This window comes from Rhodococcus sp. OK519, assembly GCF_003051005.1.
Taxonomy (GTDB): Bacteria; Actinomycetota; Actinomycetes; order Mycobacteriales; family Mycobacteriaceae; genus Prescottella.
On record NZ_QAOW01000003.1, the window covers coordinates 263,962 to 277,683 of the forward strand.

Below are 13,722 nucleotides of genomic sequence, written 5' to 3' on the forward strand. Positions count from 1 at the left end.
ATTGGAGATCCGTCTCGCCGCCTTCCCGCTCACTGGACAACCACCTTCTCGCCTCCACATCCCGGACCTATGGTGACCCACACCACACTGACGTCCAGTGTCACGACAGGAGAACCGGATGAGCGCACGCGTACCCGTCACCCCGATCGACGCTGCCGAGATCGCTTCCTACGACCACGAGACCGATGTCCTGGTCATCGGCTACGGCTGCGCCGGAGCGTCGGCCGCACTCGAGGCGGCCGCCGCAGGCGCCGAGGTGATCCTGCTGGAACGGCAGAGCGGGGGCGGCGGATCGTCGGCGCTGTCGGGCGGCGAGATGTATCTCGGCGGCGGCACCCCCATCCAGGAGGCGTGCGGTTTCGACGACACCCCCGAGGCGATGGAGAAGTTCCTCCTGGCCGCGCTCGGCCCCGACGCCGACGCGGAGAAGGTAGGCCTGTACAGCCGCGAGAGCGTCGCCCACTACCAGTGGCTCGTCGACCACGGCGTGCCGTTCAAGCCGTCGCTGTGGGATTCGCCCACCTGGGTGCCGCCCACCGACGACGGCCTGATGTGGATGGGCGAGAACTCCTACCCGTTCTGCGAACTCGCCGAGCCCGCGCCGCGCGGGCACCGCGTCACCTCCGACGGTTTCGGCGGCAAGGTACTCATGGCGGAGTTGAGCGAGGCCGTCGCACGGACGTCCGTGGCGGTCCATACCGACACCACCGCGCTGCGCCTGATCGCCGAGGGCGGCCGTGTCGTCGGCATCGTCGCCCGTCATTTCAACGATGTCGTCGCCTACCGCGCTCGGCGCGGCGTGATCATCACGACCGGCGGGTTCGCGGACAACAAGGAGATGGTCGCGCAACACGCTCCACAGTTGGTGGGTCTCGGGGTCAACAGCGACGGCGGTGACGACGGCCGCGGCATCGTGATGGCCCAGGCCGCCGGCGCGGCGGTCAAACACATGTCCGCCGGCCAGATCGGCATCTCGCTGGTGCCCGGAATGATGGTGCGCGGCATGATCGTCAACAGCGTCGGCCAGCGGTTCATCAACGAGGACGTCTACCCGGGACTGGTCGGCCAGGCCGCACTGTTCAAGCACAACCTGCAGGTGTGGGTGATCCTCGACGAACAGGCGTACGAGGAGGTCCCGGTCGACGAACGGTGGGGCGTACAACCGCATTTCGTCGCCGAGACGCTCGAGGAACTCGAACGCGAGATCGGCATGCCCGAGGGTGCGCTGCAGAACACGGTCGGCGAGTACAACCGGTTCGCCGAGCACGGCGAGGACCCGTACTTCCGCAAGTCGGCCCGCTGGCTCCGGCCCCTGCAGTCACCGTTCGCGGCGATCGACGTCCGCCGCGGGATGTCAGCCCCGAGCGAGGGCGGCACCGACAGCGGCGGAGGCGCCGCGGTGTTCACCATCGGCGGCCTGCGCACCACCGTCGACGGCCACGTCCTGGGCCTCGACGGCAACGCGATCCCCGGACTCTTCGCGGCCGGCCGCGCCACGTCCGGCCTGCACTCGTGGGGCTACATCAGCGGCACCTCGCTCGGTGACGGCACGTTCTTCGGCCGTCGTGCGGGTGTCGCCGCCAGCGCTGTCACCGCGGGCGAGTAGCGCCGCATAGCGTCCGCCGAGCGCGCGCAACTCGTCATGGGTGCCGCGCTCGGCGACCCGGCCGTGGTCCAGGACCGCGATCTGGTCGGCGTCCCGGATCGTGGAGAGCCGGTGCGCGATCGTGATCGTGGTCCGGCCGCGGCTGACGACGTCGAGCGCGGCCTGCACAGCCCGCTCCGTCTCGTTGTCGAGGGCGCTGGTGGCCTCGTCCAGTACGAGGATCCGCGGATCGCGCAACAGCGTTCGGGCGATCGCGATGCGCTGCTTCTCGCCGCCCGAGAACCGGTGGCCGCGGGCGCCGACGACGGTGTCGTAGCCGTCGGGCAGCGACTCGATCAGATCGTGCACCTGCGCGGCCCTTGCCGCCGCCTCGATCTCGGCATCCGACGCCTCCGGCCGGGCGTGCCGCAGGTTCTCCCGAATCGTCGCGTGCAGCAGATACGTCTCCTGCGAGACGACACCTACCAGTTCGGACAGCTCCGCGAGCCGGATGTCACGCAGGTCGACGCCGTCGATCGTCACCTTCCCCGACGTCGGATCATGCAGGCGCGCGACCAACGACGCCAGAGTGGTCTTACCCGAGCCGGTTTCGCCGACCAGCGCGAGTGACGACCCGGCGGGCACGTCGATGGTGACGTCGGCCAGCGCGTCCCGGTCGGCATTCTCGTAGCGGAAGCGGACGTCCTCGAACCGCACCGCGCCGTCGGCCTTCTCCCGCGGCATCGGAACGGGGGTCTTGGGGTCGTCGATCTCCACCGGCAGATCCAGGTACTGGAAGATGCGGCTGAACAGGGCCAGTGAACTCGTCACGGACACACCGACGTCGAGCAGGCCCATCAGCGGACGGAACAGCGTGGTCTGCAGCCCGGTGAACGCGACCAGCGTGCCGATCGTCATGCCGCCGGATGTCGCGGGCAGTCCCGCCGCGAGGTACAGCAGCGCGGGGATGGCCGAGAAGATGATGCTCATCGTCGCCATCCGCCAGCGGCCGGACAGCTGCGAGCGGACCTCGAGATCCACCAACCGGTGCGAGGTGTCGGTGAAGCGGTCGGACATCGCCGGGCCGGCGCCGAGGGTCTTGCCGAGCTGCACACCGCTGATCGACAAGCTCTCGTCGATCTGGGTCTGCATGTCCGCCAGCGCCTTCTGACGCTGGGCGGTGATCTCACGGCGCATCAGCGCGACCTTGCGGGTGAGCCAGATGGCCGGCGGCAGCACGATCAGCGACAACAGCGACAACCGCCAGCTGAGGACGGCCATCGCGATCGCGGTGCCGACGACGGTGGTGACGTTGGAGGCGATCGATGTCGCGGTGGACGTGACGACGGTCTGCATGCCGCCGATGTCGTTGGTGAGCCGGGACTGGATCTCACCGCCGCGGGTGCGGGTGAAGAAGCCGAGCGACTGCCGTTGCAGGTGCGAGAACACCCGGGTCCGCAGGTTGTGCATGATGCGCTGCCCGACCGTCGTCGAGATCCAGGTCTGAACCACGCCCAGCACCGAGCCGGCGACCGTGATCGCGAGCATGCCGACCACCGCCCACACCAGCAGGCTCACGTTCTGGTCGGGGATCGCGTGGTCGATCACCTCGCGGACCAGGAACGGGTTGGCCAGGGAGATCGTGGACGACACCACGATCAGCGCCATCACCACGGAGATCTGCCAGCGGTACGGCGCGAACAGGGAACCGATCCGGCGCAGGCTCACGGGTGAATCCTCGAGCTGAGCGCGGTCGGCGGGATCGATCTTGCGGGAACGCATGGGACCCCCGCCGGGTCCACCGAATGGTGGGCTTGTCATGTAACCACCCCTCTCAGAAGTCGGGGCAAGCCTTTACTGAGGTTGCCTCAACATGAGGTAGGTGTCAAGTGAGGTAAGCTCCGGCACATGACGGAGGTACCGGCCGACCAGCTCCGCGATCTCGTGATGTCCACGTCTCGCGCGCTGCGTCGACGCTGGTTCACCGCGCTCGAACCCTGGGAGCTCTCTCCTCACGAATTCCGCGCGCTGCGCGTCATCGACCGCGAGTCCGACGGCCGGCCGCGACTCGGGGACGTGGCCAAGGCCCTGCGCATCGCGCCGCGTTCGGCCACCGAGGTCGTCGACCGTCTCCAGAAGCGCGACCTCGTCGAACGCGTCGCCGACGGCGTCGACCGCCGCGCGGTGTGCGTCCGGCTCACCGACACCGGCCGCAAGCTGATCACCGAGATGTCGGCGGCCCGCGATGCCCAGGCCGCGGACTTCTTCGCCCCGCTCGACGGCCACGACCGTGCCGAGTTGAGCCGCATTCTCGACAAGCTCACCGCCGACGACGCCTGCTGACCTCTGACCTCACCCCCGATCCGCGAACTCCGCCGGGGAGAACGTGAAGACGAAGTAGTCCCGGCCGTCGAAGACGAACGTCGACGAACGGGAATCCCCGGCACGCTCGGAGTCCGAAACCGTGCCGGGAATTCCCGTTCGAGGCCGACTGCTAGGCCAGCGTCGCCTTCGCGAAGGCGAGGGCCTGCGGCCAGGAGATGTCCCACGCCGCCTTGTTCACCGGATCATCGTGGCGCGCACGGGCGCTGAAGCCGTGCGCGGCACCCGGGTAGACGTGCACGATGGTCGCGCCCGACTCGCGGGACTGCAGCGCAGCCTGCAGGGCCTGGAACGACCCGGTCGACAGGATCGTGTCGGCGCCGGCGTGCAGCACCATGACCGGCGCCGCGATGGACGGGGCCAGCGCGATCGCGTCCAGTGCATGATTCGCCGCCGCCGGATCCCAGATCGACGGGTGGTACGCAACCACATTCGCGAGATCCGAGTCCCGCGCACCGAGCAGCAGCGCGAACCTTCCGCCCAGGCACCAGCCGATGACGCCGACCCGGCGCGCACCCAGTTCGCCGCGCGCGTAGTCGAGCAGCGCGCCCATCTCGGCGAGGCACTTCTCGTCGTCGAGCTCGCCCATGAGCTCGAACAGACGCTCCTTCGGAGTGTCGTCCAGGCTCGGGCCGTGCCACGGATCCCACACCAGCGCGGTGACCCCGGACGCCGCGACGTCTGCGGCATACTCCCGCACCTGCGCGTCGATGCCGTTGATCATCGGCAACAGCAACATGACGGTGTCGCTGCCGCCCTCCGGCCGAGCCAGGTGTGCGGTCAGATCACCGACCGCAACGGAACTCGTTGTCACAGAATGGCGCCCGGCGTGTAGCGAGCGGCATCGGGGTTGGCGTCGACGAGCTTGCGCACCTCGGCGACCACGGAGTCGACCTGCGCACCGGCGGCACCGACGAACGCGGCGCGGTCGGCCAGGGCCTCGTCGAGGGCGGCACGGTCGAGCGGCAGGCGCTCGTCGGCGGCCAGACGATCCAGCAGGTCGGGCTCCTTGCCCTGCTCACGCATCGCGAGCGCGACGGCGACGGCGTGTTCCTTGATGACCTCGTGCGCGGTCTCGCGGCCGACGCCCGCGCGGACCGCGGCCATGAGGACCTTGGTGGTCGCGAGGAACGGCAGGTAGCGGGTGAGCTCGTTCTCGACGACGGCCGGGTACGCACCGAACTCGGCGAGCACCGTCAGGAACGTCTCCATCTGGCCGTCGATCGCGAAGAACGCGTCCGGCAGCGCGACGCGGCGGACGACGGAGCAGAACACGTCGCCCTCGTTCCACTGCGCACCGGCCAGTTCGGCGGCCATCGACGCGTAGCCGCGAAGCACCACCTGCAGGCCGTTGACGCGCTCGCACGAGCGGGTGTTCATCTTGTGCGGCATCGCCGACGAGCCCACCTGGCCGGGCTGGAAGCCCTCGGTGACCAGTTCGTGGCCCGCCATCAGGCGGATGGTGTGCGCCATCGACGACGACGCGGCACCCACCTGGACCAGCGCGGACAGCACGTCGTGGTCGAGCGAGCGCGGGTACACCTGGCCGACGCTGGTGAAAACGTGGGCGAAGCCGAGGTGCGCAGCAACCTTGGCCTCGAGCTGTTCGAGCTTGGCGGCGTCACCGTCGAGCAGGTCGAGCATGTCCTGCGCGGTGCCCATGGGGCCCTTGATGCCGCGCAGCGGGTAGCGGGCGATGAGCTCGCGGACGCGGGTGAGCCCGACCAGCAGTTCGTCGGCAGCCGACGCGAAGCGCTTGCCCAGCGTGGTGGCCTGCGCGGCGACGTTGTGGGAGCGTCCGGCCATGACGATGCCGGTGTACTCGGCGGCCCGCTCGCCCAGGCGTGCGGCGACCGCGATGCCGTGGTTGTAGACGTGCTCGAGCGAGCGCAGCACCTGCAGCTGCTCGACGTTCTCGGTGAGGTCGCGGCTCGTCATGCCCTTGTGGACGTGCTCATGACCGGCGAGAGCGTTGAACTCCTCGATGCGGGCCTTCACGTCGTGGCGCGTGACGCGCTCACGATCGGCGATGGAGTCCAGGTCGACGCTCTCGAGCGCCCGCTCGTAGTCGGCGACGGCCTCGGCGGGGACGTCGATGCCGAGCTCCGCCTGAGCCTTCAGCACCGCCACCCACAGCTGGCGCTCGAGCACGATCTTGTACTCCGGCGACCACAGCGCCTTCAGCTCGGGGCTGGCGTAACGGTTGGCAAGGACATTCGGGATGCGGCTCACGAGATCCCAGTTTACGGCGAGACCCGAAGCCCCTCGTCAGCGCGTGCTCGGAGGTGCGAACTCGTCGATCAGGTCGAGCAGCATCGCCCGCGCCATCGCCCGCGGATCGGGATCGACCTCGCTGAGCGCGCCCACCACCACGCCGTCGACGACGGCCACCAACCGACGTAGCTGCGGTTCGCGTACCTCGCGGCCGGACCGGCGCAGCACCTCGGTGAGCAGGTCGTCGAGCTGTGCTCGCAGCCGCAACTGGACGTCGCGCAGTTCGGGATGGCGGGCCGACGCGACGAACCGCTCGTACCGCGCGATGAGCCGCTCCCGGGAACCGTCGCCCGCGTCAGTGCCGTCTTCGGGGCCCACCAGCAGGTCGACGATGAGGTCGACCGTCGCCTCGACGCCGCGTCGGCGCTGTGTGACGTCGTCGATGCGCTCGCGCATCGCATCCAGTTCGCGGTTGCCGTTGTGTTCGACGGCCAGCGCTACCAGCTCGTCGAGCGAACCGAAATAGTAGGTGGTGGACGCGAGCGGAAGCCCGGCTCGCGTCGCGACCGCCCGATGCCGGACGGCGTCGAATCCGCCTTCGAGCAGGAGGTCCGCCGCCGCGGTCACGAGTGCCTGCCGACGCCTCTCACCTTTGGGGGTGGCGGCAGAAGTCATCCCTTCATCGTGCCAGCCGGCTACCCCGGGCCAAAGCGGATTGACGGAACACCGTGCCTACCGCGGTGCCGGCAGCCACCGCTCGAGGCGGACCAGCGCGTCCCGGATCTCCGCCGTCGAACCGGCGAACGACAGCCGCACCGTCTGGTCACCGTGAGCGGTGTCGAAGTCGATGCCCGGCGCCAGCGCGAGGCCGGTGTCGGCGAGCAACCGCGCGCACCACGACGTCGAGTCGTCGGTGAGGTGCGCGATGTCGGCGTACACGTAGAAGGCGCCGTCGGCGGGCGCGAGTTCGGTGAGCCCCAGCTTCGGCAGGCCGATGAGCAGTAGTTCACGGTTGGCGGCGTACCGCCGGACGTGACCGTCGAGCTCGGCACGGGACTCGTCGGTGAACGCCGCGACGGCCGCGTACTGCGAGATCGCCGGCGGGCACACCGTCATGTTCGACGCGAGCCGCTGCAACGCCCGGCGCAGGTGCTCGGGCACCAGCATCCAGCCCAACCGCCAGCCGGTCATCGAGAAGTACTTCGACACCGACCCGATCACGACGGCCTCACGCGACGTCTCCCACGCGGACGCCGTCGGCTGTCCCCCTGCGGCCCCACCCGAGAACTCGATGCCGTGATAGATCTCGTCCGAGATGAGCAGCGTGTCGTGCTCCTCGCACCAGCGGGCCAGTGCCGCCAGTTCGGCCGGGTCGATGACCGTGCCGGTGGGGTTGGCGGGGCTCGCGACGATCAGCCCGGCGGGTGGGGTGTCCATCTCCTCGAGCATCGCGACGGTCGGCTGGAACCGGGTCTCGGGACCGCAGTCGATCTCGATCACGTTGCAGCCCAGCGCCGTCAGCGTGTTCCGGTACGCGGGGTAGCCGGGGCGGGCTACGACAACGGTGTCACCGGCGTCGAAGGCGGCGAGGAACAGCAGCGTGAACGCGCCCGAGGAACCGGTCGTGACGACCACCTCGTCGGGGTGGACGGCGTAGCCCGAGCGATCGCGGTGGTAGTCGGCGATGGCCTGGCGCAGCGGCTCGATTCCGAACGTCTCGGTGTATCCGAGGAGGTGATTGTCCAGAGATTCCCGCGCCGCACGCAGCACCGGCTGGGGCGCGGGCGTCGACGGCTGCCCGGCCGCGAGCGACAGCACGTCACCGTGGGTGCGCTGCCGCTCGTTGGCGGCCTTCCACACATCCATGACGTGGAAGGCGGGGATGGAGGATCGCTGGGAATCGGTACGCACGACTTCGACGTTAGCGCGCTGAACACCGCCACCCGAAACGGGTGCCGCACCATTGCCGCTCCGGAAACGGCGACGCCGCGCTCCCGATCGGGAGCGCGGCGTCGCGAAGAACGGAGCGGCAGGTCAGATGGAGATCCGGCCCTCGACCGCGGCCAGGCCGATGTCGCTGCGGAAGTGCCCGCCCGGCAGCTTCACCTCGGCCAGGCGCGCGTACGCGTCCTCGCGGGCCTCGGTGAGGTCGGCACCGACACCGACGACACTCAGGACACGGCCACCGGCGGAGACGACGGCGCCGTCCTCACGGACAGCGGTGCCGGCGTGCAGGACGCGCTCGGCCTCGGAGCCGGTGATGACGTCACCGGAACGCGGGGTGGCCGGGTAGTTCTCGGCGGCCAGCACGACGGTGACCGCGGAGCCGTCGCGCCACTGCAGCGGCGGGATCGACGCGAGCGTGCCGGTCGAGGCGGCATTCAGGACCTCGCCGAGCGGGGACTCGAGCAGGGCTAGGACGGCCTGCGTCTCGGGGTCGCCGAAACGGCAGTTGAACTCGACGACGGCCGGGCCGTTCTTTCCCATCGCCAGGCCCGCGTACAGCAGACCGGTGAACGGGCAGCCACGCTTGGCCATCTCCACCGCGACCGGCTTGACGACGTCGTCGACGATCTGGGTGACGGCATCGGCCGGCAGCCACGGCAGCGGCGTGTAGGCGCCCATGCCACCGGTGTTGGGGCCGGTGTCGCCGTCGCCGACGCGCTTGTGGTCCTGCGCCGGCAGCAGCGGGACGACGGTCTCGCCGTCGACGAGGCAGAACAGCGACACCTCGGGGCCGTCGAGGAACGACTCGAGCAGTACGGGGTGGCCGATTTCGAGGCACTCGGCGGCGTGGTCACGTGCGGCGCTGCGGTCGGTGGTGACGACGACGCCCTTGCCGGCGGCCAGTCCGTCGTCCTTGACGACCCAGTTGGGGCCGAAACGATCGAGAGCGGCATCCAGGTCGGCCGGGTTGTCGACGACCTCGCTGTGCGCGGTACGGACACCGGCGGCGGCCATGACGTCCTTGGCGAACGCCTTGGAACCCTCGATGCGGGCGGCCTCGGCGGACGGGCCGAAGCACGCGATCCCGGCTGCCCGGACTGCGTCGGCGACACCGAGCACCAGCGGCACCTCGGGGCCGATGACGACGAGGTCGGCGGCCTGCGACTTCGCGAGCTCGACGACGGCGTCACCGGACGCGACGTCGACCGCATGAGTCTCGGCGATGCGTGCGATGCCGGCATTGCCGGGGGCACACATCAGCTTGTCGACGCCCGGGTCACGGGCGAGGGCCAACAGAAGGGCATGTTCACGGGCTCCAGAGCCGATCACGAGTACGCGCACGGGTGTCAGCCTACGGCGCGGCCCGAGCCGGGCCGACCACTACCTCGGCCGTCGACTGCCGGTAGGACTCGACTTCGTCCTACTGCCGGTAGGACTCGACTTCGTCCTACTGCCGGTAGGACTCGACTTCGTCGACGGGCCGCGGGGTCGCCGTGTCCGCGTTCTCGCCGAACTCCTCCCGCGCCCGCCGTTGCCGCAGCAGATCCCAGCACTGGTCGAGGCGTTCCTCGACGAGCGTCAGTCGGGCCTTGTCCTCGTCGCCGAGACCGTCGCCCGCCGCGCGGGCCCGGAGTTCCTTCTCTTCTCGAACCAGTTCGTCGATGTGTTCGATGACGTCGTGATCGGTCATGATGCCTCCCTTTCTGCAGGGTAGGCCCGTGCACGCGGGTCCGTCACCGTTCCGCGGTCGAGTCGTAGATCGTGACGCCGTCGACAGTGCTGGGGGTAAAGCTGTCCTCGACCCACTGCGAGATCTGCGACGCGGTGCCCTCACCGCCACCGCGGCCACCGCCCACGCCACCCGCGCCGATCGTGTCGGCCGCGCACGCCATCGGACCGGCCAATCCGGTGAACAGCGCGGCCCCCGATCACGACGACGGCGACGATCCGGACTTCTCGGTGCGGGTGTTCGGGCTGAACTCGGGGACGATGTCGACCCGGCTGTCGCGAGCACTGGGCAACGGCGGCGATGCCGGATGTGTCACGAATACCGTTGCCGACCTAGCACTTTCGAGCCTCAGAACGGTGCGACCACACCGGCGATCGGGATGCGCCCCGCGACGGCGACACGGAAGTCGACCATTGCCCGCTGCAGATGATCGGGGCTGGTCACGACCACGGCGCCACTCGCACCCCGATCGGCAAGAATCCGATTGGTGTTCACAGCGTTCTCGACGGTCGAGCGTGACCTGTTCTCCTCGGTGATCCGGAACGCCGGAACTCCGTTCGCGACGAGCCACTGCCGCATCGCCTGCGCCTCGGTGACGCCGGACTTCGGCACACCCCCCGCGACGATGATCGGTGCCAACGGAAAGCGTTGCGCCAGTTGCAGAGCGCCCTGCAGTCGGGACACCAGGAGTTGGCGCATGGTGCCGTCGTCATAGAGGCCGGCACCGAGCACCACGATATTGGTGGTGAGCGGATTGAAGGCCAGCATCACCGGGACCTGGGTGGTCAGCGTCTCCATCCGGGTACAGGCGACGATGCTGTCCCGACTCGGACTCTGGCACCCTCCCGCTACGGACAGAGCCCCGTTGACCAGGGTCGTCACCGACAGCGCATCGACGACGTCGAGCGAGGATTCCGCGGCGGCCTGGCCGGGCAACGCAATTGCGGCGGCCGCGGCGGCGATCACGGCCGGGACGACCAGACGACGGAGACGTAACGAACGTGGGCACAACAAACGTGGGGACATGACACTCCTCGGTAACGGTCCCCCGACCGAAAGTAAAAGTCGCGTATCAGTGTGACCCGCATCACGAAATCGTGTGAGCTGTTCCGTGATAGTCCACGGTCACGACGCGTGTCGCCCAATCGACTCCGCGTATCCCGGTCCGAGTACCGACGGCCGCGTTGGCCACCTATCCTCGCCGTATGCCTTCTGTGTTCAGCGCCATCATCGCCGGAGACCTGCCCGGCCGCTTCGTGTGGGAAGACGAGGACGTCGTCGCGTTCCTCACGATTGCCCCAGTTACGCAGGGCCACACCCTGATCGTCCCGCGTAAGGAGGTGGACCAGTGGCAGGACGTCGATGACGAACTGTTCGCCAAGTGCACCGAGGTCTCCCGCAAGGTCGCCCGCGCCGTCCGCCAGGCCTTCGACGCGCCCCGCGCCGGTTTCCTGATCGCGGGCCTGGAAGTGCCGCACCTGCACATGCATGTGTTCCCCGCCTACAGCATGGGTAACTTCGACATCAGTGGCGCCGATCCGAACCCGTCCCCGGAGTCGATGGACGAGGCCGCCGCCAAGATCAAGGCGGCCCTGCGCGAACTGGGTCACGGCGAGAACGTGCCCGCCTGACCCGTCACCCTCTCGGCAGCCGCACCCGGAAGGTGGCACCCCGCCCGGGCGCGCTGTCGACGCCGACGGTCCCGCCGTGCGCGGCCACGATCGCCGCAACGATAGACAGCCCCAGTCCGCTGCCGCCGCTGGCCCGGGTCCGGGACGCGTCGGCGCGGTAGAACCGCTCGAACACCCGGGCCGCGTCCTCATCCGCGAGACCCGGTCCCGCGTCGGCCACCTCGACGACGGCGTCAGCGCCGTCGGTACCCACGCGCACCGTGACGTCGGCGCCCTCGGGCGTGTGGTCGAGGGCGTTTCCGATCAGGTTGCCGACGACCTGACGCAATCGGGCGTCGTCACCCATCACTTCCGGCGGATCCGAATTCGGCAGCATTTCCAACACGATTCGACGCTGCGGGGCGCGCGCCCGCGCGTCGTGCACGGCGCCGGCGGCCACCGCCAACAAGTCGACGAAGTGCCGTTCGAACGGTCGCTGAGCATCCATCCGTGCCAGCAGCAGCAGATCCTCGACGAGCAGTCCCATCCGCTGCGCCTGGCTCTCGATCCGGCTCATCACCATCTCGGTGTCCGTCGACGCGCCCTGCCGATACAACTCCGCGAATCCACGGATGGTCGCGAGCGGTGTCCGCAGTTCGTGACTGGCGTCCGCGACGAAGCGCCGCATGCGTTCCTCGGACTGCCGCGCCGCATCCTCCGACGCCGCCGTCGCCGCGAACGCGGTCTGGATCTGTGTGAGCATCCCGTTGAGTGCCGACGACAGTCGCCCCACCTCGGTGCGCTCGTCCCACTCGGGTACCCGGCGGTGCAGATCGCCGGCGGCGATGTCGGCGGCGATCTCCTCCACCTCCCGCAGCGGGCGCAGGCTGCGCCGCACCACGAGAGAGGTCGCGAAGCCCAGGATGACGAGCACCACGGCACCGATCCCGATTTGCAGCACCACCAGGCGTTCCACCGTCGCATCTATATCGGTGAGCTTCACCGCGACGGTCGTCGTTCCCGACGGCGTCGCCACCGTCATCTCCCGCCACCGGATGTCCTCGCCACCGACGGAGCCGACCGTCACCGGACCCGAATCGTCGCTGATTTCCGGTGTGGCGCTGGTACTCTCGTCGTTGATCTCCATCCGCACGGTGCCGTCGGGCTCGGTGGTCCGCACATAGAACGGGCTCGGAGGCTGGTTCGGCCCGGGCGCAGACACCGGTGGCAGCCCCCGAGGGTCGCGCGGCTTCGCCCAGCCGTGCGCGGCGTCGAACAGTTGCCGGTCGGTGCGGTCGATCAGTGACGACTCCATCGCGGACGTGACCGCGACTCCCGACGCGAGCAGTCCGGCCGCCGCCAAGAGCAGTAGCGCCACCACCAGGGTGATCCGCAACGGCAACGCGCGCAGGCGCCTCATCCCCGACTCCTACCGCGGTTCGCGCATCACGTAACCGACACCACGCAGCGTGTGGATCAGCCGCGGTTCGGTGGTGTCGATCTTGCGACGCAGGTACGAGACGTACGACTCGACGACGCCCACCTCACCACCGAAGTCGTAGTTCCACACGTGATCGAGGATCCGCGGCTTACTCAGTACGGTGCCGGCATTGACCATGAAGTACCGGAGCAGCGTGAACTCGGTGGGCGACAACGAGACCGGCGCCCCGGCCTTCCGCACTTCCCGGCTGTCGTCGTCGAGTTCGAGGTCGGCGAACGTGATCCGGGCCGACTGCTTGTCGTCGGAGTGGCCGGCGCGGCGCAGGATCACCCGCAACCGTGTCACCACCTCCTCGAGGCTGAACGGCTTGGTCACGTAGTCGTCGGCCCCGATCGTGAGACCGGTGACCTTGTCCTCCACAGCATCCCGAGCAGTGAGGAACAGCACCGGCGCATCGACGCCGTCCGCACGCAGTCGGCGCAGCATCCCGAACCCGTCCATGCCCGGCATCATCACGTCGAGGATCAGCGCGTCGGGCCGGAAGGCGCGCGCCCTGTCGAGCCCCTCCGCCCCGTTGGTCGCGGACTCCACCTCGAACCCCTGGAAGCGGAGACTCACGGACAGCAGTTCGACGAGCGACGGCTCGTCGTCGACGATCAGCACCCGGACCTGCGGCGTTTCACTCACCCCACAAGAATCCCCGATTCACCTGGTTGCCGCCTGGACGTTCCCTGGGAGGTTCCTGTGAATGCGGCGCGGCAGCGGTGACACCAGCCACCACAAGGGGAATCAGCGTACTAATTCGGTACCGTGG

Annotated in this window: 13 protein-coding genes and 1 pseudogene; 3 read left to right on the forward strand and 11 right to left on the reverse strand. The window is 69.1% G+C overall.

Features of this window, described 5'->3' with window-relative positions; genetic code table 11:
- Positions 1-118 precede the first annotated feature (118 nt).
- Positions 119-1,606, forward strand: coding sequence for an FAD-dependent oxidoreductase (locus C8K36_RS11250; protein WP_181319507.1), 1,488 nt, complete (start codon positions 119-121; stop codon positions 1,604-1,606).
- Here the strand turns inward: C8K36_RS11250 and C8K36_RS11255 are convergent.
- Positions 1,595-3,367, reverse strand: a pseudogene (locus tag C8K36_RS11255) (ABC transporter ATP-binding protein); the annotation flags it as partial. The gene C8K36_RS11250 and the pseudogene C8K36_RS11255 overlap by 12 nt on opposite strands.
- A 126-nt stretch (positions 3,368-3,493) precedes the next feature.
- Between C8K36_RS11255 and C8K36_RS11260 the strand changes: the two are divergent.
- Positions 3,494-3,928, forward strand: coding sequence for a MarR family winged helix-turn-helix transcriptional regulator (locus tag C8K36_RS11260; protein ID WP_107984565.1), 435 nt, complete (start codon positions 3,494-3,496; stop codon positions 3,926-3,928).
- Between the two features lie 151 nt (positions 3,929-4,079).
- On the opposite strand, the gene C8K36_RS11265 is transcribed toward C8K36_RS11260, so the two are convergent.
- The 8 genes from C8K36_RS11265 to C8K36_RS11300 form a co-directional block, all read right to left on the reverse strand.
- Complete coding sequence (locus C8K36_RS11265; RefSeq protein ID WP_107984566.1) at positions 4,080-4,781, reverse strand: dienelactone hydrolase family protein; 702 nt, start codon at positions 4,779-4,781, stop codon at positions 4,080-4,082.
- Positions 4,778-6,199: an adenylosuccinate lyase gene (gene purB, locus C8K36_RS11270; RefSeq protein WP_107984567.1), complete on the reverse strand. Its 1,422-nt coding sequence runs from the start codon at positions 6,197-6,199 to the stop codon at positions 4,778-4,780. Before purB ends, C8K36_RS11265 begins: the two co-directional genes overlap by 4 nt.
- A gap of 36 nt (positions 6,200-6,235) precedes the next feature.
- Positions 6,236-6,856, reverse strand: a complete 621-nt coding sequence (locus C8K36_RS11275) for a TetR/AcrR family transcriptional regulator (protein WP_107984568.1) — start codon at positions 6,854-6,856, stop codon at positions 6,236-6,238.
- Positions 6,857-6,913: 57 nt separating this feature from the next.
- Positions 6,914-8,092, reverse strand: coding sequence for a pyridoxal phosphate-dependent aminotransferase (locus C8K36_RS11280; protein ID WP_107984569.1), 1,179 nt, complete (start codon positions 8,090-8,092; stop codon positions 6,914-6,916).
- Positions 8,093-8,215: 123 nt separating this feature from the next.
- Complete coding sequence (purD, locus tag C8K36_RS11285) at positions 8,216-9,469, reverse strand: phosphoribosylamine--glycine ligase (protein ID WP_107984570.1); 1,254 nt, start codon at positions 9,467-9,469, stop codon at positions 8,216-8,218.
- A 106-nt stretch (positions 9,470-9,575) separates the two neighbouring features.
- A complete protein-coding gene (locus tag C8K36_RS11290) occupies positions 9,576-9,818 on the reverse strand; it encodes a DUF2630 family protein (RefSeq protein WP_107984571.1) in 243 nt (80 codons plus the stop codon).
- Between the two features lie 43 nt (positions 9,819-9,861).
- On the reverse strand, positions 9,862-10,020 hold the full coding sequence (locus C8K36_RS11295) for a hypothetical protein (protein ID WP_181319508.1): 159 nt from the start codon (positions 10,018-10,020) through the stop codon (positions 9,862-9,864).
- A 185-nt stretch (positions 10,021-10,205) separates the two neighbouring features.
- Entirely contained in the window at positions 10,206-10,883 is a 678-nt protein-coding gene (locus tag C8K36_RS11300) for a YdcF family protein (RefSeq protein WP_258195376.1), read from the reverse strand.
- A 179-nt stretch (positions 10,884-11,062) separates the two neighbouring features.
- On the opposite strand from C8K36_RS11300, the gene C8K36_RS11305 reads away from it, so the two are divergent.
- Positions 11,063-11,488, forward strand: coding sequence for an HIT family protein (locus tag C8K36_RS11305; protein ID WP_107984572.1), 426 nt, complete (start codon positions 11,063-11,065; stop codon positions 11,486-11,488).
- A 4-nt stretch (positions 11,489-11,492) separates the two neighbouring features.
- Here C8K36_RS11305 and C8K36_RS11310 read toward each other — a convergent pair whose 3' ends face one another.
- Positions 11,493-12,887, reverse strand: a complete 1,395-nt coding sequence (locus tag C8K36_RS11310; protein WP_107984573.1) for a sensor histidine kinase — start codon at positions 12,885-12,887, stop codon at positions 11,493-11,495.
- Positions 12,888-12,896: 9 nt separating this feature from the next.
- A complete protein-coding gene (locus C8K36_RS11315; protein WP_107984574.1) occupies positions 12,897-13,595 on the reverse strand; it encodes a response regulator transcription factor in 699 nt (232 codons plus the stop codon).
- Positions 13,596-13,722 lie beyond the last annotated feature (127 nt).

Bases quoted from the DNA above. Each gene is read 5' to 3' on its own strand.
- C8K36_RS11250 (WP_181319507.1), top strand. From the start codon at position 119: ATGAGCGCACGCGTACCCGTCACCCCGATCGACGCTGCCGAGATCGCT.
- C8K36_RS11260 (WP_107984565.1), top strand. From the start codon at position 3,494: ATGACGGAGGTACCGGCCGACCAGCTCCGCGATCTCGTGATGTCCACG.
- C8K36_RS11275 (WP_107984568.1), bottom strand. From the start codon at position 6,856: ATGACTTCTGCCGCCACCCCCAAAGGTGAGAGGCGTCGGCAGGCACTC.
- C8K36_RS11290 (WP_107984571.1), bottom strand. From the start codon at position 9,818: ATGACCGATCACGACGTCATCGAACACATCGACGAACTGGTTCGAGAA.
- C8K36_RS11295 (WP_181319508.1), bottom strand. From the start codon at position 10,020: ATGGCGTGCGCGGCCGACACGATCGGCGCGGGTGGCGTGGGCGGTGGC.
- C8K36_RS11300 (WP_258195376.1), bottom strand. From the start codon at position 10,883: ATGTCCCCACGTTTGTTGTGCCCACGTTCGTTACGTCTCCGTCGTCTG.
- C8K36_RS11305 (WP_107984572.1), top strand. From the start codon at position 11,063: ATGCCTTCTGTGTTCAGCGCCATCATCGCCGGAGACCTGCCCGGCCGC.
- C8K36_RS11310 (WP_107984573.1), bottom strand. From the start codon at position 12,887: ATGAGGCGCCTGCGCGCGTTGCCGTTGCGGATCACCCTGGTGGTGGCG.